General features: G+C 59.3%; 26 protein-coding genes. 10 read left to right on the top strand and 16 right to left on the bottom strand.

What is annotated here, in order from left to right; all coding sequences use genetic code 11:
* Positions 1 to 326: 326 nt before the first annotated feature.
* The 3 genes from G5195_RS09365 to fabR form a co-directional block, all read right to left on the bottom strand.
* Positions 327 to 467: a hypothetical protein gene (locus G5195_RS09365; RefSeq protein WP_421236047.1), complete on the bottom strand. Its 141-nt coding sequence runs from the start codon at positions 465 to 467 to the stop codon at positions 327 to 329.
* A gap of 69 nt (positions 468 to 536) precedes the next feature.
* Positions 537 to 902: a YijD family membrane protein gene (locus tag G5195_RS09360; protein ID WP_213389829.1), complete on the bottom strand. Its 366-nt coding sequence runs from the start codon at positions 900 to 902 to the stop codon at positions 537 to 539.
* Positions 903 to 921: 19 nt separating this feature from the next.
* Entirely contained in the window at positions 922 to 1,542 is a 621-nt protein-coding gene (gene fabR, locus G5195_RS09355; RefSeq protein WP_005339921.1) for an HTH-type transcriptional repressor FabR, read from the bottom strand.
* Between the two features lie 147 nt (positions 1,543 to 1,689).
* Between fabR and G5195_RS09350 the strand changes: the two genes are divergently transcribed.
* Positions 1,690 to 2,808: a fatty acid desaturase gene (locus G5195_RS09350; RefSeq protein WP_216959726.1), complete on the top strand. Its 1,119-nt coding sequence runs from the start codon at positions 1,690 to 1,692 to the stop codon at positions 2,806 to 2,808.
* A 216-nt stretch (positions 2,809 to 3,024) separates the two neighbouring features.
* On the opposite strand, the gene G5195_RS09345 is transcribed toward G5195_RS09350, so the two are convergent.
* The gene (locus G5195_RS09345) at positions 3,025 to 3,180 is read right to left on the bottom strand and encodes a hypothetical protein (protein WP_155397466.1); all 156 of its coding nucleotides are present in this window, start codon (positions 3,178 to 3,180) and stop codon (positions 3,025 to 3,027) included.
* Positions 3,181 to 3,355: 175 nt separating this feature from the next.
* On the opposite strand from G5195_RS09345, the gene G5195_RS09340 reads away from it, so the two are divergent.
* Positions 3,356 to 3,982, top strand: a complete 627-nt coding sequence (locus tag G5195_RS09340; RefSeq protein ID WP_421223133.1) for a lysoplasmalogenase — start codon at positions 3,356 to 3,358, stop codon at positions 3,980 to 3,982.
* A gap of 77 nt (positions 3,983 to 4,059) precedes the next feature.
* On the opposite strand, the gene G5195_RS09335 is transcribed toward G5195_RS09340, so the two are convergent.
* Complete coding sequence (locus tag G5195_RS09335; protein ID WP_421223131.1) at positions 4,060 to 5,613, bottom strand: DHA2 family efflux MFS transporter permease subunit; 1,554 nt, start codon at positions 5,611 to 5,613, stop codon at positions 4,060 to 4,062.
* Complete coding sequence (locus tag G5195_RS09330; protein ID WP_219295563.1) at positions 5,613 to 6,665, bottom strand: HlyD family secretion protein; 1,053 nt, start codon at positions 6,663 to 6,665, stop codon at positions 5,613 to 5,615. Before G5195_RS09330 ends, G5195_RS09335 begins: the two co-directional genes overlap by 1 nt.
* Before the next feature lie 96 nt (positions 6,666 to 6,761).
* Between G5195_RS09330 and G5195_RS09325 the strand changes: the two genes are divergently transcribed.
* A complete protein-coding gene (locus tag G5195_RS09325; protein WP_005357631.1) occupies positions 6,762 to 7,664 on the top strand; it encodes a LysR family transcriptional regulator in 903 nt (300 codons plus the stop codon).
* Positions 7,665 to 7,673: 9 nt separating this feature from the next.
* Positions 7,674 to 7,988 (top strand): DUF2007 domain-containing protein, encoded by a 315-nt coding sequence (locus G5195_RS09320; RefSeq protein ID WP_005339933.1) that lies wholly within the window; start codon positions 7,674 to 7,676, stop codon positions 7,986 to 7,988.
* A gap of 11 nt (positions 7,989 to 7,999) precedes the next feature.
* Here the strand turns inward: G5195_RS09320 and G5195_RS09315 are convergent, their stop codons facing one another.
* Entirely contained in the window at positions 8,000 to 9,283 is a 1,284-nt protein-coding gene (locus G5195_RS09315) for a dicarboxylate/amino acid:cation symporter (protein ID WP_219295564.1), read from the bottom strand.
* 209 nt (positions 9,284 to 9,492) lie between these two features.
* Here G5195_RS09315 and G5195_RS09310 point away from each other — a divergent pair, with 209 nt between their 5' ends.
* Together G5195_RS09310 and G5195_RS09305 are read left to right on the top strand one after the other, a co-directional pair.
* Positions 9,493 to 9,738, top strand: coding sequence for a YecH family metal-binding protein (locus tag G5195_RS09310; protein ID WP_201984085.1), 246 nt, complete (start codon positions 9,493 to 9,495; stop codon positions 9,736 to 9,738).
* A 99-nt stretch (positions 9,739 to 9,837) separates the two neighbouring features.
* Positions 9,838 to 10,437, top strand: coding sequence for a YhgN family NAAT transporter (locus G5195_RS09305; RefSeq protein WP_041234986.1), 600 nt, complete (start codon positions 9,838 to 9,840; stop codon positions 10,435 to 10,437).
* 77 nt (positions 10,438 to 10,514) lie between these two features.
* Here G5195_RS09305 and G5195_RS09300 read toward each other — a convergent pair whose 3' ends face one another.
* The gene (locus G5195_RS09300) at positions 10,515 to 11,483 is read right to left on the bottom strand and encodes a LysR family transcriptional regulator (protein ID WP_005348538.1); all 969 of its coding nucleotides are present in this window, start codon (positions 11,481 to 11,483) and stop codon (positions 10,515 to 10,517) included.
* 276 nt (positions 11,484 to 11,759) lie between these two features.
* Here G5195_RS09300 and tatA point away from each other — a divergent pair, with 276 nt between their 5' ends.
* From tatA to G5195_RS09285, 3 genes are all read left to right on the top strand, one after another.
* The gene (tatA, locus tag G5195_RS09295) at positions 11,760 to 11,921 is read left to right on the top strand and encodes a twin-arginine translocase TatA/TatE family subunit (protein WP_005339944.1); all 162 of its coding nucleotides are present in this window, start codon (positions 11,760 to 11,762) and stop codon (positions 11,919 to 11,921) included.
* Positions 11,922 to 11,937: 16 nt separating this feature from the next.
* Positions 11,938 to 12,240, top strand: coding sequence for a YfcZ/YiiS family protein (locus G5195_RS09290; protein WP_101531245.1), 303 nt, complete (start codon positions 11,938 to 11,940; stop codon positions 12,238 to 12,240).
* 227 nt (positions 12,241 to 12,467) lie between these two features.
* Positions 12,468 to 13,889 carry a transglycosylase SLT domain-containing protein gene (locus tag G5195_RS09285; RefSeq protein WP_227341810.1) on the top strand — a complete coding sequence of 474 codons (1,422 nt, stop codon included), beginning with the start codon at positions 12,468 to 12,470 and terminating at the stop codon, positions 13,887 to 13,889.
* Here the strand turns inward: G5195_RS09285 and G5195_RS09280 are convergent.
* A complete protein-coding gene (locus tag G5195_RS09280) occupies positions 13,867 to 14,043 on the bottom strand; it encodes a hypothetical protein (protein ID WP_421223128.1) in 177 nt (58 codons plus the stop codon). The two genes, G5195_RS09285 and G5195_RS09280, sit on opposite strands and share 23 nt — an antisense overlap.
* A gap of 73 nt (positions 14,044 to 14,116) precedes the next feature.
* On the opposite strand from G5195_RS09280, the gene G5195_RS09275 reads away from it, so the two are divergent.
* The gene (locus tag G5195_RS09275; protein ID WP_227341811.1) at positions 14,117 to 15,370 is read left to right on the top strand and encodes a phospholipase D-like domain-containing protein; all 1,254 of its coding nucleotides are present in this window, start codon (positions 14,117 to 14,119) and stop codon (positions 15,368 to 15,370) included.
* Positions 15,371 to 15,948: 578 nt separating this feature from the next.
* Here G5195_RS09275 and murA read toward each other — a convergent pair.
* From murA to mlaF, 7 genes are read right to left on the bottom strand one after another with little or no spacing between them, the layout of a single operon-like run.
* Positions 15,949 to 17,205 carry a UDP-N-acetylglucosamine 1-carboxyvinyltransferase gene (gene murA, locus G5195_RS09270; protein WP_216979958.1) on the bottom strand — a complete coding sequence of 419 codons (1,257 nt, stop codon included), beginning with the start codon at positions 17,203 to 17,205 and terminating at the stop codon, positions 15,949 to 15,951.
* 19 nt (positions 17,206 to 17,224) lie between these two features.
* A complete protein-coding gene (gene ibaG, locus G5195_RS09265) occupies positions 17,225 to 17,482 on the bottom strand; it encodes a BolA family iron metabolism protein IbaG (RefSeq protein WP_005306001.1) in 258 nt (85 codons plus the stop codon).
* A complete protein-coding gene (locus G5195_RS09260) occupies positions 17,482 to 17,754 on the bottom strand; it encodes an STAS domain-containing protein (protein ID WP_421206652.1) in 273 nt (90 codons plus the stop codon). The genes ibaG and G5195_RS09260 overlap by 1 nt, the downstream gene beginning before the upstream one ends.
* A complete protein-coding gene (locus G5195_RS09255) occupies positions 17,751 to 18,383 on the bottom strand; it encodes an ABC transporter substrate-binding protein (protein ID WP_421206654.1) in 633 nt (210 codons plus the stop codon). The genes G5195_RS09260 and G5195_RS09255 overlap by 4 nt, the downstream gene beginning before the upstream one ends.
* A 2-nt stretch (positions 18,384 to 18,385) precedes the next feature.
* Complete coding sequence (mlaD, locus tag G5195_RS09250) at positions 18,386 to 18,883, bottom strand: outer membrane lipid asymmetry maintenance protein MlaD (RefSeq protein WP_005336348.1); 498 nt, start codon at positions 18,881 to 18,883, stop codon at positions 18,386 to 18,388.
* A 7-nt stretch (positions 18,884 to 18,890) separates the two neighbouring features.
* Positions 18,891 to 19,670, bottom strand: coding sequence for a lipid asymmetry maintenance ABC transporter permease subunit MlaE (mlaE, locus tag G5195_RS09245; RefSeq protein WP_005336345.1), 780 nt, complete (start codon positions 19,668 to 19,670; stop codon positions 18,891 to 18,893).
* Positions 19,670 to 20,470, bottom strand: coding sequence for a phospholipid ABC transporter ATP-binding protein MlaF (mlaF, locus tag G5195_RS09240; RefSeq protein ID WP_005336343.1), 801 nt, complete (start codon positions 20,468 to 20,470; stop codon positions 19,670 to 19,672). The genes mlaE and mlaF overlap by 1 nt, the downstream gene beginning before the upstream one ends.
* Between the last annotated feature and the right edge of the window lie 180 nt (positions 20,471 to 20,650).

Here is a 20,650-nt window from a genome sequence, read left to right as displayed (position 1 = left end):
TTAGAATACCGGCCTGTCACGCCGGGGGTCGCGGGTTCGAGTCCCGTCCGCTCCGCCACTAATTTGAAGGCCTTCCCGATTGGGAAGGCCTTTTTGCTATGGGTGGTTTTGTCCATAAGACCCACAGGTTTGCACACCAGAACGAACAGCAAAGCCCGGCTTCACGACCGGGCTTTTGTATTTTTAGCGTGTTAAACCACCAATATCTGGCTTTTCCCTGCCAAGTAAGAGTGCCAGATAGCCGATTATTTCCACCATTTTCGGGCTATATCAGAGTCTTATCAGTCTCATTTACAGCTATCTGAATGACTCTGAAGGTGGTCAAATCAGGCTTCTGCCGCCTGCCGCCTGCTGGTTGCAGGGAAGTTCCATATTGACCACCCCTCTTCCATTTGCACGTCGATCTTGAAGCCCAGCAGCTTGGCTAGGTTGGGAATACCGAGATTAATCAGGTACCGTTCAAGCAAAGAGGCCTTCCCGACGGGAAGGCCTCTTTGCTTTATCTATCAACTGATTACCATCACTCGGTCTATTTATCAGTGCTTCTCTTTGTTGCCAATGCTCAGGCCGAGCTTGATGGAGAGGGCTGCCAGTAACAGCAGCATCATGATCAGGGAGAAGAAGTTGCTGCCAAGCTCCGGGTATTGCACCTTGAGCAGCGCGGAGTGACCGAAGACACCGATAAAGAAGCAGAGCAGGGTGCAGATGGGAGTGTTGCCCACCATGGGTTCATGGCGATAGTGCTGGAACAGCTGATAGGCCGCCAGCCAGAGGGCAATCAGCGGAAAGAAGGAGAAAGGTACGACCGAGTTGGTCAGCACGGCCAGAGAGGCATCGCCACAGATACCAATCAGCATGGCCATGGCGAGCGGTTTTTTCGGGATCATAAGCTGTTCAGTCATATCGTTCTCCATCCTGTGGTCATGGGTGAGGTTCACGGCGCTTCTGGTTTTGTACCTCGGCGCCCATGGCGATCATCCGCAGTTGGCGAATTGTTCGGTCGGAGAGTGCACGGCACTCTTCGCTGGTCATGTCGAGTGCATCGGCACCGGCACTGAAGACGATGGTGACCATGGCTTCTGCCTGGATGTAGGCATCTTCCCGTGGTGCTTCGGTGGTGGCTTCCAGATAATCGGTCAGCTCTGCGATAAAGTGCTGGATTTCGCGAGCCACCGCCTGACGAAAGGCGGCCGAGGTGCCGGAGCGTTCCCGCAGCAGCAGCCGGAAGATGTTGGGGTTGTTCTCGACAAACTCCATAAAGGTCTGCACCGAGGTGCTGATGACACTGCCACCACCGGCAATGCGCTGGCGTGCCTGGCGCATCAGTTGGCGCAGGGTAAGGCCTCCTTCGTCAACCAGGGTCAGGCCCAGTTCCTCCATATCGCGAAAGTGGCGATAGAAAGAGGTGGGCGCGATACCCGCTTCGCGAGCGACTTCCCGCAGGCTGAGATTGGAGAAACTCCGATTGGCGCACAGTTGGCTGAATGCAGCATCGATCAATGTACGCCGGGTTTTTTCTTTTTGTTGAGCGCGAATACCCACGAAATCAGTCACCTTCAGCTTAACGAGGACAAATGATAACCCGAAGGCGCCTCAGGATCAGGTTTGTATCCTATTTTTTTACCATTGACCGTGAGGAAATCACCATAGAAAATGGCTAACAGCTGTTCGCTGAAAGGATGCAATGAGATGGCCAGACCCCCCATTATTTTCACCAATACCCTGCTGTTCTCCCTCTCCGGGATAGTGGCGTTGATTGTCGTGCCCTGGTACGGCGTGAGCCACGGTTACGATCTCTGGCAGTGGGCCAGTTTCCTGTTGTTGTTCTGCCTTAGTGGTCTCTCCATCACCGCAGGCTATCACCGGCTCTGGTCGCACAAGGCCTACAAGGCGCACCCCGCTTTGCAGTGGTTGTTTGCCATCGGCGGTGCGTTGGCGCTGCAGAATTCGGCCCTGCACTGGTCGGCCGATCACCGCCGTCACCATCGTCATGTGGATGACAACGATAAAGACCCCTACAGCGCGGGGCGCGGCTTCTGGTATTCCCACATCGGCTGGATGCTGCGGGAGCATCAGGGAGATCGCTATGGCGATTACAATAATGTGCGTGACCTGCAGAACAACCCGGTGGTCGCGTTTCAGCACCGTCACTATCTGACGCTGGCGCTGGCGGCCAATCTGGGGCTGCCGCTGCTGCTCGGCCTATGGCACGGGGATATGCTCGGCATGTTGCTGTTGGCAGGCGTGCTGAGAATGGTGATGACTCACCACACCACCTTCTTCATCAATTCGCTGGCCCACATCTGGGGCAGTCAGCCCTATACCGACCGCAATACCGCTCGCGATAACGGCATCCTGGCTTTTTTCACCTTTGGCGAGGGGTACCACAACTTTCACCACCTGTTCGAGAATGACTACCGCAATGGCATTCACTGGTGGCAGTTCGATCCGACCAAGTGGTTGATCCGGCTCGCCTCCTGGTGCGGTCTGGCGGGAGATCTCAGATCTTCGCCGGAGGAGCGTATCGAACAAGCCCGGCTGCAGATGCAGCTGAAACGGGCACAAGCCAAGTTGCGCAAGCAGGAAGATCGCGAACTGTGGCAGGCGCTGCTGCAGGAGGAGTACGACAAGCTGAGCCAGCAGTTGCAACACTATTACGCTAGTCGCAAGCGGCTGCTGGAGCTGCGCAAGCGCAAGGCGCTGGCGCGCTATGACCGCCTCAAGCTGCAACTGGAGTACCGGGCCCTGCGTGACGGCTTTATCGCTGGTAAACGCAACTGGAGTCGCCTGCTGGCAGGCATTGCATGATGCCTTGCCGGGGTATCACACATACTAAAAGAGAAGACCGCCTGCTGGCGGTCTTCTCTTTGGTATGCATGTTTGAACGGGCTAGTTGGTTTGGCTCTGCTGTTGCTGCAACTGATCCAGTGCCTGCTGCTCCTGCTGGCTGAGACCCAGCTGTTCACAGGCCTGCTCAAAGCTGATCCCCAGATGGCGCATCATGATATCCAATAACGGGAGGGCTTAGTTGGCTTGGCTCTGCTGTTGCTGCAGCAGATCCAGTGCCTGTTGCTCCTGCTGGCTAAGACCCAGTTGTTCGCAGGCCTGCTCAAAGCTGATCCCCAGATGGCACATCATGATATCGATGGCGGGCAGATAGTTCTTCATAGCTTCTTCCATGGTGATCCTCCAGACCCGTCACTTATGCCCTGAACCACTCGGGGCGGCAATTAGACTTTAGGCTTAGTCTGTCCATTTGATAAGCACCCCTGCCACTGGGGGAGGGAATTTGTTACCCTGCATCATGATAAAAACGGTTGCCGTATGACTGCGAGCAACAGGTGAGGAGCAGGGCATGTTATTGAGTTTCTTGATCATCGCTTCAGGTTGGTGGCATATCCGTGCGGCCTACGGTTCAGACAGCCGCCAGTTCTATATCAGCAAGCCGCTGACCATGCTGTTTATCATCGCGTTGGCGTTCGGCTACCAGAGTTATGACCACGACGGTTCCCACGCCTGGATCCTGCTCGGCCTCTGCCTCTCGCTGGCGGGCGATGTGCTGCTGATGCTGCCAAGCGATCGCTTCATTCAAGGGTTGGCGGCATTTCTTGTCGCGCATCTCTGCTATATCGTCGGCTTTGCCCAAGGACCGCTGCTGCTCAATCTGGTGGACGGCTTGCTACTGTTGCTGATTGCCGGCATGGTATTTGGCCTGTTGTGGGGCAAGCTTGGGGAGATGCGGATCCCGGTCTTTTGCTACATGCTGGTGATTATCGGCATGGCCTGGGTGGCCGCCGGTGCCTGGCACGCCTCTCTCACTGCCGGTTCTGCCGCAGCGTTGGTGGGGGCACTGATGTTCCTCTTCTCCGACAGCATGCTGGCGCTCGATCGCTTCCGCCGCCCCTTTCCCCACGCCCGCGCTTGGGTGATGAGCAGCTATTTTGCGGCACAATTCCTGATTGCGGGCTCGCTGGCGGGATAACACCACGTGGTGGAGTACAGGTAACAGATAAAGAAAAACGGGCATTGGCCCGTTTTTCGTTTTATGCCCGGCGTTTTTCACGCCTCTAGCGGTTCGGCATCCGCAGCCCGTGGGGCGGGGGATTTGAGCAACAGCATCAGGCCGCTGGCGATCAGCAAGAAGATCCCCATGATGTAGAACACCTGGTTGTAGGCCATGATGGCTGCTTCCCGGTTGATGGTGTTGGCCAGCATGGCGTGGGCTTGCTGCTGAGCAATCTCGGGGCCTGAACCCTGCGCCATCATGCTCTGGGCCAGCTGCAGCAGATAGGTTTGTCCCTCGATGCTGCTGGCGGCCAGAGTGCTGCCAATTTGCAGCACATGGGTGCGGGTATCGTTGTCGAGCAGGGTCGCGATGATGGCGATACCGAACGCGCCACCGAGGTTGCGCAGTACGTTGAGCAGGGTCGAGGAGGAGGGGATCTCGTCGTGGCTCAGGCTGGCGGTGGCGACCAGGGAGAGCGGCACCATGATGAAGGGCTGCCCCAGCGCCCGCACGATAAGCGACTGGATCAGCTGCGGCCCGGCGTAGTCGGCACTCATGTTGACGTTCATAAAGCAGCTGACGGCGAAGATAAGGAAGCCGAAGCTCACCAGATAGCGCGGGTCTATCTTGTGGGTCAGTTTGGGCACCAGCGGTAGCACCAGCAGTTGCGGCAGCCCCATCCACATCAGGACTTCGCCGATCTCCAGCGCGTTGTAGTTGTGGATCTGGGTCATGTAGAGCGGCAGCACATAGATGGAGCCCATCAACGCCATGCCGAGGATCAGATAGGCGAAGCAGGCCAGCGCGAAGCGCGGGTTGTGCAGCAACCGCAGATTGACCAGCGGGTGACGGCGGATCAGCTGGCTGATGACGAAGAACACCAGCGCCACTGCCGAGATGACCGCCAGTCGCACGATGAAACTTGAGCCGAACCAGTCTTCCCGATTGCCCTCTTCCAGTACCACCTCCAGCAGGCCGAGGCCAAGTGCCATGGTGACAATCCCGATGAGGTCTACCCGCTTGATCACGGCCCAGTCCACCGGTTTTTTATCCAGCCCGTGGGCCAGCATGGCCATCACCAGCAGTCCCGGCGGCACGTTGAGATAGAAGATGTAGTGCCACGACATCTGCTCGGTAAGCCAGCCGCCGAGGGTCGGACCGATGGCGGGGGCGAAGGTGGCACAGAGGCCAAACAGCGCCATGCCGGTGGCCCGCTTTTGTAGCGGCAACAGGGTGACGATGAGGGAGAAGGCCATCGGGATCAGCGCCCCGCCGGTGAAGCCCTGCAGCGCCCGGAAGACGATCATGCTGGTGAGGTTCCAGCTGAACGAGCAGAGCACGGAGGCGGCGATAAACGCACTGGTGGTCCAGAGCAGGTAGCGGCGCACGCTCAGCCCCCGGCTCAGCCAGCCGCTCAGGGGGATGGCGATCATCTCCGCCACCAGATAGGAGGTGGAGATCCAGGAGCTTTCGCTCAGGGTGGCCGACAGGGCCCCCTGAATATCCTTCAGGGAGGCATTGGTGATCTGGATATCGAGGATGGCCATGAAGGCGCCGATAAGCCCCCCCATGACCGCGATCCAGTTGCGACGTGGAATGGGTTCCATCAGTTGGCAGCCACCACGGGCTCAGGAGTGCGGGTATCCACGATCACTTCGGTGGAGAGACCCGGCAGCAGCTTGCCTGCCAGCGGGCCTGGCTCGGGGATGCGGATCTTCACCGGTACCCGCTGCACGATTTTGGTGAAGTTGCCGGTAGCATTCTCCGGTGGCAGCAGGGCGAACTTGGCACCGGTGGCCGGGGCCAGGCTGTCGATGATCCCCTCGACCGGTTGATCCGGGTAGGCATCGAGCACCACTTCGACCTTCTGGCCCGGCTGCATATGGGCGAGCTGGGTCTCCTTGAAGTTGGCCTCGACCCACACCTGCTGTAGCGGCACCAGGCTGGCGACCTGCATACCGGACTGGACGTAGAGCCCTTCCCGCAGGCTGCGCTTGCCGATGATGCCGTCGGCCGGTGCCCGCAGTTCGGTGTAGCCGAGCTCCAGCTTGGCCTGCTCCAGTTGTGCTTCGCTCAATGCCAGCTTGGCCAGATTCTGTTTGCGCTCGGCATCCAGTACCAGCAGTCGTTCACGTGCCGCCTGCAGGGCGGCTTGGGCCTCCCGGGCTTGCGCCTGATTGACCTGCAGGCCGGCACGCACCTCGTCCAGACTGTCTTGCGAGCTGTAGTGGCGCTGGTTGAGCTGACTGATCCGGTTGACCTGCTGGCTGGCGCGCAGCTGTTCGGCGTTGGCGGAGGCGAGCTTGGCCTCGGCCTGCTGGATCAGGCTCAGTTGTTGGGTGCGGGTGGCGGCCAGATTTTCGGCCGTCGCCTGATTGAGGCGCAGGTCGGCTTCGGCCTCCGCGACCCTGGTTTTGTATTCGCGATCATCGAGACGGGCTATTAGTTGGCCCGCTTTGACCGGCTGGTTGTCGGTGACCAGCACTTCGCGGATATAACCGGGCAGTTTGGAGCTGATCCCGGTCACTTCACTTTGCAGATAGGCGTTGTCGGTGCTTTCAAAATAGCGGCCGTGAAGATACCAGTAACCGGCGAACAGCAGACCGAGCAGCGCCAATATCATGGCTGCCAGCAGGGGAATTTTTTTGTGTTGACTCATTTTTGTGATTCCTGAACTTAAGGGGCGCAGGCTAACACTGGTCAACTGTTTCGATTAGTATTGGTTCACGAGATATACAGTTTCACTGGTGCAACAATGGACCTCAATGCCGCGTTAATTTTGGTTCGTATCGTCGACAAGGGCTCGTTTACGGGGGCCGCCCGCGAGTTGGGGATGACCAAGGCGATGGTCAGCCGCCGCATCGCCGAGCTGGAACAGCGGCTCGGTGTGCGTCTGCTCTATCGCTCCACTCGTCAGCTCACGTTGACCGAGGAGGGGGAGAAGTACTACCTGCACTGCAGCAAGGCGGTCGATGCCCTGACCGAAGCCGAGCTGATGCTGAGCGCCAGCCAGCAGGAGGTGACCGGTACCCTCAAACTGGCGGTGCCTATCGAGACGGGGCAACTGGTGGTCGGGCGCCTGGTCGCCAAGTTTTTGCAGGCCTATCCCGCCTTGCAGGTGGAGCTGGAGCTGACCAATCGAGTGGTGGACCCTATCAGCGAAGGGCTGGATGCGGTGGTGCGGATTGGCGACATGAGCGACTCCAATCTGGCTGCGCGCCGACTCTGGAGCACCGGAAGGTTGCTCTGTGCCAGCCCGGACTATCTGGCCCGCAGCCCGGTCATCGAGCGGCCGGAGGATCTGGCCAACCACGAGCGGGTGACGGTGAGCAGCGGGTTTCTCGCCTCTCACTGGTGCTTCGAGCTGGATGGTAGAGAGGTGCTGGTTGACCCCCCATCCCGTTTTCGGGTCAATAATATTACCTGTGCCCGGGAGGCTGCGAAGGCGGGGCTGGGGTTGGCCTCGTTACCCGCTATGCTCTGTCAGGATGAGCTGGCCAGCGGCGAGCTGGTGATCCTGCTGCCAGAGTGGCAGCAACCCAGGGTGCCCATATATCTGCTGTTTCCAGAGCGGCAACTGATGCCGCGCAAGTTGCGGGCATTCATCGATTTCATGATTGATAACGGCGCCGAGTTTGGCATCGACAAGTTGTTGTAAGGGGGAGCTATGGATAACTGGATCAATCTCTATCGCGCCTCACACACCCTGGAAGCGCACGCGTTGAAAGGGGCGCTGGAGGCAGAAGGGGTGCTGGTGCGCCTCAATGGCGAGGGGCTGTCGGGCGCCCTTGGCGAACTGCCGGTCGACATGTTGCAGGTGACCCTGATGGTGCGGGCCGAGGATCGCAGCAAGGCAGGACGGGTCATCGAGCGTTACCAGCAGCGTCAGGGTAACGGCTGGCTGTGCGGCCAGTGCGGGGAGGAGAACGGCGCCAACTTCGACGTTTGCTGGCGCTGTCATCACGATCCCCACGACAGCTGATCTTTCTTCCGCTAGCGCGGCGGGAACTCGATATCTTCTCCTGCGCTAGCATCGTGATAGGTCGCCAGATCCAGCTCGTTTTCGCTGCGGGCGATCAGCACCGACACCAGAATATCCCCCGATACGTTGACCGTGGTGCGCGCCATGTCGAGGATCCGGTCAATGCCTGCAATCAGTGCCACCCCTTCCAGCGGCAAGCCCACCGCCGTCAGGGTCAGGGTCAGCAGCATCAACCCGGTGCCAGGGGTACCTGCCGTACCGATACTGGCCAGGGTAGCGATGCTGATGATGGTCAGGTAATCGACCATGTGCAGATCCACACCGAATGCCTGAGCCACGAACAGCGCAGTCACTCCCTGATAGAGGGCGGTGCCATCCATGTTGATGGTGGCGCCGATGGGCAGCACCTTGGCAGTGATGGCGGGGGAGACTCCCAGCCGCTTCTCGGCGCAGGCCAGACTGATGGGCAGGGTACTGCTGCTCGAGCTGCTGGTAAACGCAACCGCCTGGGCATCAACGATGCTCTTGAAGTAGTGCAAAGGATTGAGCCGTGCCAGCAGGAGCAGCAGGCCGCTGTAGACCCCGAGCACGTGCAGCAGACAGCCGAGGTAGACGGCGCCGATCACCTTGAGCAGCGGCAGCAGCAGGTCGAGGCCGTATTTGCCGGTCATCCAGGCCATCAGGGCGCAGACACCGTAAGGGGCGAGCGCCATCACCATCTGGGTCAGCTTGAACATCCCCTCGGCCAACGAGGTGAAGAAGAGGATGGCGGGGCGGCCACGGCGACCGCTGGCGTTGAGGGCGACCGCCAACGCCACTGCAAAGACGATCACTTGCAGGATCTTGCCATCCACCATCGCCTGTACCGGGTTGCTCGGCACCAGATGGCTCAGCACGCTGGCCAGGGTGGGTTGGGTTGCCACACCGAGTCGCTGATGGGGCCCCATGTCGGCACCCATGCCGGGCTCCAGCAGCCAGCCCATCATCAGGCCGATGCAGATGGCGATGGCGGTCGAGAAGAAGTAGAGACAAATCGCCTTGCTGCCGATGCGGTCGAGGGCCTTGCCCTTGAGCAGCGAGGTGAGGCCGGCGATGACCGAACAGAAAATGAGAGGCACCATCAGCATCTGGATGGTGTTGACGAACAAGACGCCAAGGGGCTTGAGCAGCAGGGCTTGCTCTTCAAAGCCGACGCCCAGAACCACCCCCGTCAGCATGCCGATCAGGGTCTTGAGCCAGAGTGGTCGGCGGGTCCAGATCTGCCAGGGCTTGAGAGCCTCTCCATGGAACAGCATGACGCCAATATCCTTATACATTGTCTGCGATGGCCAAAAAGGGGCGCCAGTGTAGCGATCCCTGACGCGGGTTGCCACATTATCGACAAAGCGGTGGCGGTGACCACTCCCCTGACCAGGTAATGCGCAATTTATTGGCCTATATCAAGATCCCTCCGGGCGGGGAGATATTTAATTGGCATTAAATATGTTCATTATTGAGGTGAGAGATGTCGCAATCGGTTCATGGTCACGAAGTGATGGAGATGATGCTGGCACACGGGGGGCAATTTACCCGTGCCAGCCTGAAACAGGCGATGGCCGAGCGGTTCGGTGCCGAGGCCCGTTTTCATACCTGCAGCGCCAGCGAGATGGATGCGGAAGCGCTGATCGACTTTCTGGCCGCTCGCGGCAAATTCATCGACTCGGCTGAGGGTTTCCAGACCCGCGCCGACAAGATCTGCAACCACGGTTAATCCCGCTGCGAGCGCATCATGGCGCTCGCTCAATTCTTCGCCCTTTGCTATATTTCGCCCCCTCTCTTTTCCCTATTCAGGGCGTAGCCCGGGCGTTGTATGGATACTTTCTCTGCCGCAGTCATGCTGTTTCTGATCATGGACCCGCTGGGCAACCTGCCGGTCTTCCTCTCTATCCTGCGTCATATCGATCCCAAGCGGCGCCGCAAGGTGATGGTGCGCGAGCTGCTCTTCTCGCTGGCCATCATGATGCTGTTCCTGTTCGTCGGTCAGCAGATCCTCGGTTTCCTCAACCTGCGGCAGGAGGCGGTCAGCATTGCGGGGGGCATCATCCTGTTCCTGATCGCCATCAAGATGATCTTCCCGAGTGAGGGGGGCGTGACCGGGCTGGCGGCGGGCGAGGAGCCCTTCCTGGTGCCGATGGCGATCCCGATGATCGCCGGTCCTTCTATCCTGGCTTCTTTGATGCTGCTGGCCAATCAGGAGCCGACCCGGATGGTGGACTGGTCGCTGGCACTCTTTATGGCCTGGGCTGCCAGCGCGGTGATCCTGATGTTCTACGAGGTATTCAACAAGCTGCTGGGTGAGCGGGGACTCACTGCGGTGGAGCGGTTGATGGGTATGCTGTTGGTGATGATCTCGGTCCAGATGCTGCTGGACGGGGTACATCACTATCTGGCAGTGACCGGCCAAGGCTGAGCGGTTTACATCTTGAAGTGAATGAAACGGGGCTACGCAGAGCCCCGTTCTTTTCTTCCTGCCGAGAGGGCGTGTCGTCACTCGTGAGTGGTCGCTGCGGGTTCCAGTTTGCTCATTATGAGGGAGAGCAGCAATTCCCGCAGCCAGCGGTGGCCCGGATCCTCGCTGTGACGCTGATGCCAGATGAGCAGATGGGAGATGCTGTCCAACCCGATGGGCAGCGGCAGCTGCAACAGCGGATAGACCTGGGTAGCGTGGCGAGCGTAGAGCCTGGAGAGGGTCACTATCATGTCGGAGTGCATCCCCATCCGCAGCGCCGCCTCGAAGGAGGGCACGGTTGCCTCGATACGCCGGTAGAGATCCTGCTCTGCCAGCTTGTGATCCAGCATCCAGCGGTCCCGTCCCTCGCAGTAAGTCTGCACATGGGGATAACTGAGGTAGTGCTCCAGATTCCAGTTGGGCTCTCGCAGCGCGGGGTGGTGCTGCTGCACCAGACAGGTGAGGTCATCGACCGCCAGCACTCGCTGACAGATGCTGTCGGGCAGGGTATCGAGCCGATAATCGGAGCTGATGCAGTTCTCCCGCACCGCGAAGGCGATGTCCACCTGTCCCTGACTCATCTCGGTCAGACTGTTCTCGGTCCACTCCTCGTAACGCAAGCGGATCCTTGGTGCCTGCCGCTTCAGCTCGCTCAGGTAGAGCGGGGCAAACAGGGTAAAGGCGCTGTCCATGCTGGCGATGACGAACTCTCGCTCCGAGCTGGCGGGGTCGAACTCGGGCGGCTGGATCAGGTTATCCAGCGACAGCAGGATGGGTTGCAACTGCTGCTGCAGTGCAAGGGCACGGCCGGTGGGTTCCAGCCCGTAGGCAGATCGGATGAAGAGGGGATCATTGAAGGTATCGCGCAGACGGCCGAGGGCTTTACTGACCGCGGACTGGCTCAGATGAAGGCGGCGTGCCGCCTTGCTGCCGTTGCGCTCTTCCAGCAATACCTGCAGGATAATCAGCAAATTGAGGTCGATGCGACCCAGTTGTTCCAGCAGCATGATATGAATCCTCTTCAATTCTAAGATGAATTTATACCATTTGTTTTCATATCTTGGCGATCTTATCCTCGAATGGTCTCAGGTTCGCATGAACCACTGGTACAGGATGTAGCGGTTGAGGGGACATGTAGCACAATCAATATGGCGACCTCAGGGTCGCCCTATTTTTTGGCTATGATTTATTTGCTCACTTGCACCTGCCTTGATTTTGCCCAACAATCCCTGCGCTCTATTTTGATACAAGTAACAGATATCTCTTTGTGAGGGAGTATCCCTATGGGACTCGGTGGAATTCATATCTGGCATATGCTGATCCTCTTGCTGGTCGTTGTGCTGGTCTTCGGCAGCAAGCGTCTTGCCAGTGCAGGTGAGGATCTGGGGACCGCCATCAAAGATTTTCGCAAGGCGATGCGTGACGACGCAAATCATCCGAAATAAGCAGTAGGAGTAGAAAATGTCTGTAGACGAGAAAGTTGAACTGAACGAAACCTGTGACAGCTGCGGCTGTTTTGCCGAGATCGGCACCATCATCGGCGAAGGCGACGATGTGATGGAGCTGGTTATTGAAGCCGCGGCCGAGGCGGATGCCCGCGCCAAGCTGGCTGCCTATGAAGCACTGGCCAAACAGGTCACCGCCGAAGCTCAAGTGAGCAGCGAACTGACCCAGGGCGCCAACGGCGTGATCCTGAAAGCCCGCCTGCAATTCACCTGCACCGCCGAAAAACTGATTTTCGAAATGCGGGCCCGCTCTATCTGAGTTGTCTGATAACGCGGCAGGTTTGCCTGCCGTGTTGACCCTTCTGCTGTGGGTCGGCGTTCTATAGTTACTCTATCCCACAGACGTTTGCCCGGCGCGAGTCGGCCAACAGAAGGCGTAAATATCATGACGCAGCGATGGATCTCTGCCCCCAATCCCACCCTCTATCGTGATCCGTGCTGCCAACAGGCAGCAGGCGTGACCTCAGCACAGGGGCAGCCATCGTGATGCGACGCTGGATTTGGGCTCTGCTGGCCCTCTGCTGTTTTTCCCTGCTGGCGGCTGAGCTCAAGCCGGTGCGTTTGCCCCAACCCGGGGACCTCGAAAGCATTCTGCAAAAGCGCGAACTCAGGGCTCTGGTGGTCTATGAGCGCGGTTTCTATTTTCTCGATCGCGGCACCCAGTACGGCATTCTGGTCAATCAGCTGCAAGGATTCGAGCGCTGGCTGAACAACACCTATCTCGCTAAAGAGAAGGTCAAACTCAAGGTGGTCTACATCCCGGTGCGGCAGGACAAGCTGCTGGACTATCTGACCGAGGGGCGTGGGGATCTGGTGGCGGCGACCATGACGGTGACCCCGACCCGGCGTGAACAGGTGGCCTTCTCCCGGCCTCTCATCTCTTCCATCGAGGAGTGGGTGGTTAGCCAGAACAGCCTGCCCGCCTTCAGCCGCATTACCCAGCTCTCCGGCAGGCGGGTCTGGGTGCGGGCCAGCTCCAGCTACTACGAGAGCTTGCGCCAGCTCAACTGGTTGTTTCGCGAGTTGGGGCTGCCCCCCGTCTATATCGAGACGGTGCCCGAATATCTACAGGATGGCGATCTGCTGGAGATGGTGGCCGCCGGCATTATTCCCCTGACGGTGACCGACAGCTACAAGGGGCGGATCTGGCTGAGTGGCATGATCTCCGGTCTCAAGGCTCACAAGTTGATCCCCCTGCGCAGCAACGGCACCAGTGGCTGGGCGCTGCGCAAGAACAGCCCCGAGCTGCTGAAAGCGGTCAATGGCTATCTGGCGAGCGTCAGCCGCAACAGCCTCTACAGCGACATGACCCTGCGCCGCTTGCTGGTTCGCAGCGATCAGATGAGCAATATCCTGGCGCCGGATCCTATGGGGCGCCTCGCGACCATTCGCAAGGTGCTGGAGAAGTACGCCAATCAATACGATCTCGACTGGCTGATGCTGGCGGCGCTTGGCTACAAGGAGTCCGGCCTCAATCCCAAGGCGCGCTCGCCCAAGGGGGCCGTGGGCCTCATGCAGTTGCTGCCCAGTACGGGGCGGGAAGTCGGCATCAACGGCGCCAGACTCACCACGCTGGAGGGAAATGTGGAGGCCGCCTGCCGCTACATGCGGTTGATCCTCGATACCTACTTCAATGATCCCAAGCTGGATCGGCTCAACCGCCACCTGTTTGCCCTCGCCGCCTACAACGCTGGGCCGAACCGGGTGCAGGCGCTGCGAGGCAAGGCGGAGAAACTGGGACTCGATCCCAACGTCTGGTTCGGTAACGTGGATCAGCTGGTGGCCAACGAAGTCGGACAGGGGCCGATCAACTATGTCGGCACCATCTACAAGTACTACGTGGCCTATCGTTTCAGCCTGCCCCAGATCGAGGGCAAGGCTGCCGCTATCGAAGCGGCTCAGCCCTGAGCCGGTTGACCGGCAGGGTCGCCTGCACGGTCGGCAATTGCCAGCCACCGTCCCTGTGTTGCAAAAACCAGTGAGCAGGGCCGGTGGCCGGGATGAGATCTGGCTGGCTGAGCTGGCCCAGATAGCGCGACATCGGGGTATCATGCAGTTCCATCAGCAACTCCTTTTGAATATGTGAAGAGGCTCGCCAGCGTTATGACACCCGGCCATGACAGCAGGATGACACCATGATCCCCGGATCCTTTGCCCTGATCGACGATCCCCAGCTGGCGCTCAAGGTGCGTTGTCACTGGATCCGCCATGCCCGCGAGCGGATCCAGGCGCAGTACTACAGCTGGGAGGAGGACAGCAGCGGCAAGCTGCTGCTGAGCGAGCTGCTTCACGCCGCCCGGCGTGGCGTCAAGGTACAGCTGCTGGTGGATGATCTCTATGCCGGTGACAACCGCTTTCTGGAGATGGTGGCTCACTACCCGGGGATCGAGGTACGGCTGTTCAACCCCTTCTGGCTGCGGGGCTGGCGCCCGCTGGCACTGCTGCTGGAGGGACTGCTCAGCTTTCGCCGCATCAACCACCGGATGCATAACAAACTGCTGCTGGTGGATGGCAAGCTGGCGCTGATCGGCGGGCGCAACATCGGTGATCGCTACTTCGGTCTGGATCCGCAAGCCCCCTTCGTGGATCTCGATCTCGCCTGTCAGGGGGGACTGTGCCAGCAGATGGTGCAGGGGTTCGAGCAGTTCTGGCACAGCCGCTGGAGTCACCCCATCCGCCATCTGTTGCGCCGCGAGCTGCTGCCCGCCGAAATAGAGGTGGTCAACGACTTCCTGTTCACCATGACGGATCCGGCGGTAGCGACGGTCTACGATCTGCCCGCGGCGCTGTTTGACGAGCGCGATGTGCCGCTGCAATGGCATGAGGGGCGGGCCGAGGTGTGGTTCGACCGTCCCGGCAAGGGGCTTATCTCCCGTCCCACCACTGCCCGTCAGCTCTGGCGCCAGCTGGCTGACAATCCCGGCTCGCTGGGGTTGGTGACCCCTTACCTCATCCTGACCCGCGGGTTCCGGCACCGTCTGGCGCGGCTACGCCAGCAGGGGATCGCCATCGACATTCTCACCAACTCGCTGGCCAGCACCGATGTGCCACTGGTCTATGGTGCCTATCAGCGTTATCTCGGCTGGTTGCTGCGCCAAGGGATCCGGGTCGCCGAGTTTGACCATGGCCACGGCAGCCTGCACGCCAAGTTGATCCTGCTGGGGGAGGAGCGGGCGCTGTTCGGCAGCCTCAACCTCGATCCTCGCTCACTCTTTCTCAATACCGAACTGATGCTGCATCTGCACTGCCCGCCGATCTGCGAGGCGCTGCGAACGTGGCTGGCTCGCTGGCAGGAGCAGGCCGGTGGATTGCCGCGCAAACCCGAGGGGTGGCCAAGGCGACTGATAGCCCGTCTGAGTGACTGGTTGCCCCTGCGCCGTTGGCTGTAAGGCAGCCATTTTTTGTGCGAGATCTCGCAAAGCCTTGTAAGCCATTGCTGATGCCCTTTGCGGGTGAATAACCATGCATGAATCTATCTTGCTGTTTTATAACAATTTAGTGGTGATGATAAGGCTGTTTTTTGTACTCTGATGTGAATGGAATTAGCATAAAAACGTTTTTTATTTTGTTTTTATGCGTAATATTTCAGTTGCAAGGACAAACACGGCGGCTTGTCTGCCGTGTGGACGAAGGTTGTAACGGGTAGCTGGCCGGTTGCATTGCTGCAATTGGCGCGCACTTAAGATGGGTCGCGAACTATCGGAAAGTGAAACAGAGACCTGGCGTGGCCGGACTCCAATATGGAACATGCTATTTGCGAGGGGGTGACATGGACATGTCACCCCACTTTTTTGGTTCTTTGGCGAGTCTCGAGCCAATGAACGTTGGCCGCCAGGGGGCTGGTAAATAGCCTGACACGATATGGACCACTCTCGACCGCATTGAATCTCGGCAGCCCAGGTGAATGTAAAAAGGCCCCCTTGCATTAGCGAGGGGGCCTTTTTATCGGCCAGCGATCAGGGAGATATCAGCCCTTGATGCGCTCGATGCGGCCACCCAGACCCTGCAGCTTCTGCTCGATGTTCTCGTAGCCACGGTCGATGTGGTAGATGCGGTCGACGATGGTGGAGCCTTCGGCCACGAAGCCGGCCAGCACCAGGCTGGCAGAGGCGCGCAGATCGGTCGCCATCACCTGAGCCCCCTTGAGCTGAGCAGTGTCGCGGCAGATGGCCACATTACCCTGCAACTCGATGTCTGCGCCCATCCGTACCAGCTCGGGAACGTGCATGAAGCGGTTCTCGAAGATGGTCTCGGTGATCATGCCGGTACCTTGTGCCACCGCGTTCAGTACGGTGAACTGTGCCTGCATGTCGGTCGGGAAGGCCGGGTAGGGGGCGGTCTTGATGGTGACCGGCTTGAGGGTGCGGCCAGTCATGTCGAGGGTGATCCAGTCTTCACCCTTCTCAATCAGTGCGCCAGCCTCTTCCAGCTTGACCAGTACCGCTTCCAGCAGGGTCGGGTCGGTCTTGCGGCAGGTGATCTTGCCGCCGGTGACCGCCGCGCCCACCAGGAAGGTTCCGGTTTCGATGCGGTCAGGCTGCACGCTGTAGTTGCCGCCGTGCAGGCGCTCGACACCATCGATGGTCAGGGTGTCGGTACCCGCCCCCTGGATCTTGGCACCCAGGGTATTGAGGAAGTTGGCCAGATCGACCACTTCCGGCTCGCGCGCGGCGTTTTCGATCACGGTGCGGCCATCAGCCAGGGTCGCAGCCATCATCAGGTTTTCGGTACCGGTCACGGAGACCATATCCATCAGGATGTGAGCGCCTTTCAGGCGGCCATCGACACGGGCCTTGATGTAACCATCTTCGATGGTGATCTTGGCACCCATCAGCTGCAGGCCGTGGACGTGCAGGTTGACCGGACGGGCACCGATGGCGCAACCGCCGGGCAGGGAGACATCAGCGGCGCCGAAACGGGCAGCCAGCGGGCCCAGCGCCAGAATGGAGGCGCGCATGGTCTTCACCAGCTCGTAGGGGGCGACGTGGTTGTTGACCGCACCGGTCAGCACGGTGACGTTGCCGTTGACTTTGGTGGTGGCGCCCAGCATCTCCAGCAGCTTGATGGTGGTGCCCACATCTTTCAGGCGCGGCACGTTGGAGAGGTGTACCTCTTCATCACAGAGCAGGGTTGCGAACAGGATCGGCAGCGCGGCGTTTTTGGCGCCGGAGATGGTCACTTCGCCGTTGAGAGTACAACGACCATCGATTTTGAATTTGTCCATTTTTTACTTCGTTACCAAATCAGGAGGGCAATAGGAATTTACGTTCGCGTTTCCACTCGGCGTCGGTGAACGCCTTGATGGAGAGGGCGTGAATGGCGTTGCTGGCGATCTTGTCCATCAGCGGGGCATAGATGGCCTGCTGCTTCTTGACCCGGCTCATGCCGTCAAACATGTCACCGACGGCGATCACTTGGTAGTGACTACCGTCCCCTTTGACATGGACTTCGGACAATGGCAGAGCCTCAAGGAGTATCGCTTCAATTTCAGAGACTTGCATTATGCGTCCTCAGTTGTGAGCGGGGTTGACTGAAACAGCCCGGCCACCCCGTAGAGGTTGGCCAGGGTATAGAAATCACTGGAGGCGCCCACCAATTGCGGTGTGGCGCCTCGCGCTAATACGGCTTTGGCCCATTTGACCAGCAGGGCCAGCCCGGCGGAATCCAGCGTGGTCACGTCGCCGAGCTCGATCTGGTCTTCCTGCCACCAGTCAGCCCGCCGTTGCCACAGCTCAATCACCTGAGCCGCCTGCAGCTCGCCGCTCAGTCTCATGACTTGAGCACCAACGGCTTGGCATTGTGGGCGCGCAACTGGGCGATCACCGCATCGATGCCGTTCTGGCGGATCAAACCGCCCAGCTCGCTCTGTTTGGCGGAGAGCAGGCTGATCCCCTCTGCCACCATGTCGAAGGCTTTCCACTCGCCGGTCTTGTTGTTCTTGCGCAGCTTGAACTCGAGGAAGATGTCCGGCTTGCCGGCCTCTTTCACGCTGACGTTGACGGCGGTGATATTGCCGCTGGGGGCTTTGCCCGGCTCGACCTTGACGGTCTGCTTGTCAAAATGGGCCAGCGCATCGGCGTAGGAGCTCACCATGTACTCGGTGAACACCTCGACGAAGGCATTGCGCTGCGCTTCGGTGGTCTCTTTAATCTGGTTGCCAAGCACCTTGTAGGCGGCGAAGCGGTTGTCCACATAGGGCAGCAGCTCTTCGCGGATGATCACCCGCAGGTGATCCGGATTGCTTTTCACCTGGGCCTGATCGGCCTTCAGGCGGGCAAAGGTCTGCTTGGCCGCCTGATCCACCAGCGCGTTGGGGTCGGTGGCATCGACTGCGGCCTGGGCAGACAGGGAAAAGAGCATGCTGGTCATCAGACCCAGCAGCAGGGCGATTTTCTTGAACATGATTACTCCTTCTTGCTGTCTGATTTGCTGTCGGAGGATTGGCTGTAGAGGAACTTGCCAATCAGATCTTCCAGCACGATGGCGGATTTGGTGTCTTCAATCAGGTCGCCATCCTTGAGCATCTCGGTGCCCATCTCCTCATCGCTGAAGCCGGGGGCCAGACCGATGTACTGCTCGCCGAGCAGACCGGAGGTGAGGATGGAGAGGGAACTGGTATCGGCGAACTCGCCAGCGCTCTTTTGCATCATCAGGGTCACTTCGGGCACCTGGGTTTTCGGGTCCAGTACGATGTCGCTGACCCGGCCTACCACCACGCCGCCGACCTTGACCGGCGAACGGACTTTCAGGCCGCCGATATTATCGAAATGCGCGCGCAGGGTATAGGTTTCTCCTTCCGGTTTGAAGCTCAAACCGGCCACTTGCAGGGCCAGTGCCAGAATGGCACCGATGCCAGCCAGCATGAAGGTGCCGACCAGGAATTCTACTTTGCTGAACTTCATCTTTACCTTATCCAAACATGACTGCAGTGAGTATAAAATCCAGGCCGAGCACGGCGAGGGATGAGTGGACCACAGTTCGGGTCGTGGCCTGACTGATCCCGGCCGAGGTCGGCTTGGCATCATAGCCGTTAAAGAGCGCAATCCAGGTGACCACTAGGGCGAAAATCAGGCTCTTGATGGCGCCCTGCATGATGTCTTCATGCCAGTCGACGGAGGCCTGCATGGCAGACCAGAAGCCCCCTTCGTCCACGCCGAGCCAGTCCACACCGACCAGCTTGCCGCCGAAGATACCGATCAGGCTGAACATAAAGGCCAGCAGCGGCATGCTGATGACGCCAGCCCAGAAGCGGGGGGCAACCACCCGGCGCAGTGGGTCGACCGCCATCATCTCGAGGCTTGAAAGTTGCTCGGTGGCCTTCATCAGGCCGATTTCAGCGGTCAGGGCCGAACCGGCACGGCCGGCAAACAGCAGCGCAGTGACCACAGGACCCAGCTCCCGCAGCAGGGAGAGGGAGACCAGCGGCCCCAGGCTCTGCTCGGCGCCGAAATCCTTCAATACGTTGTAACCCTGCAGCGAGAGCACCATGCCGATGAACAGGCCGGAGACCAGAATGATGGCCACCGACTGTACGCCCACCACATACAACTGCTGGACAAGCAGCGGGAAGTGCTTGCGCGGCTCGGGTTTGCCCGCCAGCGCATGGAACAACATGATGGTGGCGCGACCGACGGAGCTGATAAACCGCACTCCGACCCGCCCCAGCTTGCTTATTTGACTTATCAACATCAGAGATCCTGTAGCAGATCGCCTGCCGGAAAATGAAACGGAACAGGACCATCGGGCAATCCTTTGAGGAACTGCTCGACTTCGGGATTGTGCTCCTCGCGCAGCTGATCCGGCGTACCGTGCGCCACCACCTTGCGATTGGCAATGATGTAGGCGTAATCGGCGATGCTCAGCACCTCTTTTACATCGTGGGTGACGATGACGGAGGTGATACCGAGGGCATCGTTCAGCTCCTTGATCAGCTTGACAAGCACCGCCATGGTGATGGGGTCCTGCCCGACGAACGGCTCGTCATACATGATGAGGTCAGGATCGAGCGCAATTGCCCGAGCCAGCGCCGCCCGGCGCGCCATGCCGCCGGAGAGCTCGGAGGGCATCAGTTTCGCCGCGCCGCGCAAGCCCACCGCCTGCAGCTTCATCATGACGATGGTGTGGATCAGCTCCTCCGGCAGGCCGGAGTGCTCTCGCAGCGGGAAGGCCACGTTGTCGTAGACCGTCATGCCGGTAAACAGGGCGCCGCTCTGGAACAGCATGCTCATCCGCTTGCGCACTTCATAGAGGCGCGAACGGGATAGGGTGGGGATATCTTCCCCGTCAAACAGAATGTGACCGGACTCCGGCTTGAGCTGGCCACCGATCAGCCGCAGCAGGGTGGTTTTACCGATGCCGCTCGGGCCCATGACGGCGGTCACCTTGCCACGAGGAATGGTCAGGTTGATCCCGTCATACAACAGCCGATCTCCGTGACTGAAGGTCAGATCGGAGATGGTGATCAGGTCATTGTTCAAACAATTGTCCATCCGGTGTAAATGAGGTGCGAATTTTATGGGGTAGTCTAGGTCTAAGCAACAGCAAGGAACAACTATTGAACAGGCCGCAAGCCCATTTGAACGACAGTTTTCTGTAACAAAGTGCGTCATTGAGAGCGGGACTTGCCATCCGATTCGCTTATCCGGGCAGACTTTTTTATAATCCCGCAG

This window comes from Aeromonas sp. 601039, from assembly GCF_049174415.1.
Lineage (GTDB): Bacteria > Pseudomonadota > Gammaproteobacteria > Enterobacterales > Aeromonadaceae > Aeromonas > Aeromonas veronii_A.
Note: the sequence above shows the minus strand (reverse complement) of the source record. Positions and strands in the feature narration are given on the sequence as shown.

Bases quoted from the DNA above. Each gene is read 5' to 3' on its own strand.
- G5195_RS09360 (WP_213389829.1), bottom strand. From the start codon at position 902: ATGACTGAACAGCTTATGATCCCGAAAAAACCGCTCGCCATGGCCATG.
- G5195_RS09350 (WP_216959726.1), top strand. From the start codon at position 1,690: ATGGCCAGACCCCCCATTATTTTCACCAATACCCTGCTGTTCTCCCTC.
- G5195_RS09345 (WP_155397466.1), bottom strand. From the start codon at position 3,180: ATGGAAGAAGCTATGAAGAACTATCTGCCCGCCATCGATATCATGATG.
- G5195_RS09340 (WP_421223133.1), top strand. From the start codon at position 3,356: ATGTTATTGAGTTTCTTGATCATCGCTTCAGGTTGGTGGCATATCCGT.
- G5195_RS09335 (WP_421223131.1), bottom strand. From the start codon at position 5,613: ATGGAACCCATTCCACGTCGCAACTGGATCGCGGTCATGGGGGGGCTT.
- G5195_RS09330 (WP_219295563.1), bottom strand. From the start codon at position 6,665: ATGAGTCAACACAAAAAAATTCCCCTGCTGGCAGCCATGATATTGGCG.
- G5195_RS09325 (WP_005357631.1), top strand. From the start codon at position 6,762: ATGGACCTCAATGCCGCGTTAATTTTGGTTCGTATCGTCGACAAGGGC.
- G5195_RS09320 (WP_005339933.1), top strand. From the start codon at position 7,674: ATGGATAACTGGATCAATCTCTATCGCGCCTCACACACCCTGGAAGCG.
- G5195_RS09315 (WP_219295564.1), bottom strand. From the start codon at position 9,283: ATGCTGTTCCATGGAGAGGCTCTCAAGCCCTGGCAGATCTGGACCCGC.
- G5195_RS09310 (WP_201984085.1), top strand. From the start codon at position 9,493: ATGTCGCAATCGGTTCATGGTCACGAAGTGATGGAGATGATGCTGGCA.
- G5195_RS09305 (WP_041234986.1), top strand. From the start codon at position 9,838: ATGGATACTTTCTCTGCCGCAGTCATGCTGTTTCTGATCATGGACCCG.
- G5195_RS09300 (WP_005348538.1), bottom strand. From the start codon at position 11,483: ATGCTGCTGGAACAACTGGGTCGCATCGACCTCAATTTGCTGATTATC.
- tatA (WP_005339944.1), top strand. From the start codon at position 11,760: ATGGGACTCGGTGGAATTCATATCTGGCATATGCTGATCCTCTTGCTG.
- G5195_RS09290 (WP_101531245.1), top strand. From the start codon at position 11,938: ATGTCTGTAGACGAGAAAGTTGAACTGAACGAAACCTGTGACAGCTGC.
- G5195_RS09285 (WP_227341810.1), top strand. From the start codon at position 12,468: ATGCGACGCTGGATTTGGGCTCTGCTGGCCCTCTGCTGTTTTTCCCTG.
- G5195_RS09280 (WP_421223128.1), bottom strand. From the start codon at position 14,043: ATGGAACTGCATGATACCCCGATGTCGCGCTATCTGGGCCAGCTCAGC.
- G5195_RS09275 (WP_227341811.1), top strand. From the start codon at position 14,117: ATGATCCCCGGATCCTTTGCCCTGATCGACGATCCCCAGCTGGCGCTC.
- murA (WP_216979958.1), bottom strand. From the start codon at position 17,205: ATGGACAAATTCAAAATCGATGGTCGTTGTACTCTCAACGGCGAAGTG.
- ibaG (WP_005306001.1), bottom strand. From the start codon at position 17,482: ATGCAAGTCTCTGAAATTGAAGCGATACTCCTTGAGGCTCTGCCATTG.
- G5195_RS09260 (WP_421206652.1), bottom strand. From the start codon at position 17,754: ATGAGACTGAGCGGCGAGCTGCAGGCGGCTCAGGTGATTGAGCTGTGG.
- G5195_RS09255 (WP_421206654.1), bottom strand. From the start codon at position 18,383: ATGTTCAAGAAAATCGCCCTGCTGCTGGGTCTGATGACCAGCATGCTC.
- mlaD (WP_005336348.1), bottom strand. From the start codon at position 18,883: ATGAAGTTCAGCAAAGTAGAATTCCTGGTCGGCACCTTCATGCTGGCT.
- mlaE (WP_005336345.1), bottom strand. From the start codon at position 19,670: ATGTTGATAAGTCAAATAAGCAAGCTGGGGCGGGTCGGAGTGCGGTTT.
- mlaF (WP_005336343.1), bottom strand. From the start codon at position 20,470: ATGGACAATTGTTTGAACAATGACCTGATCACCATCTCCGATCTGACC.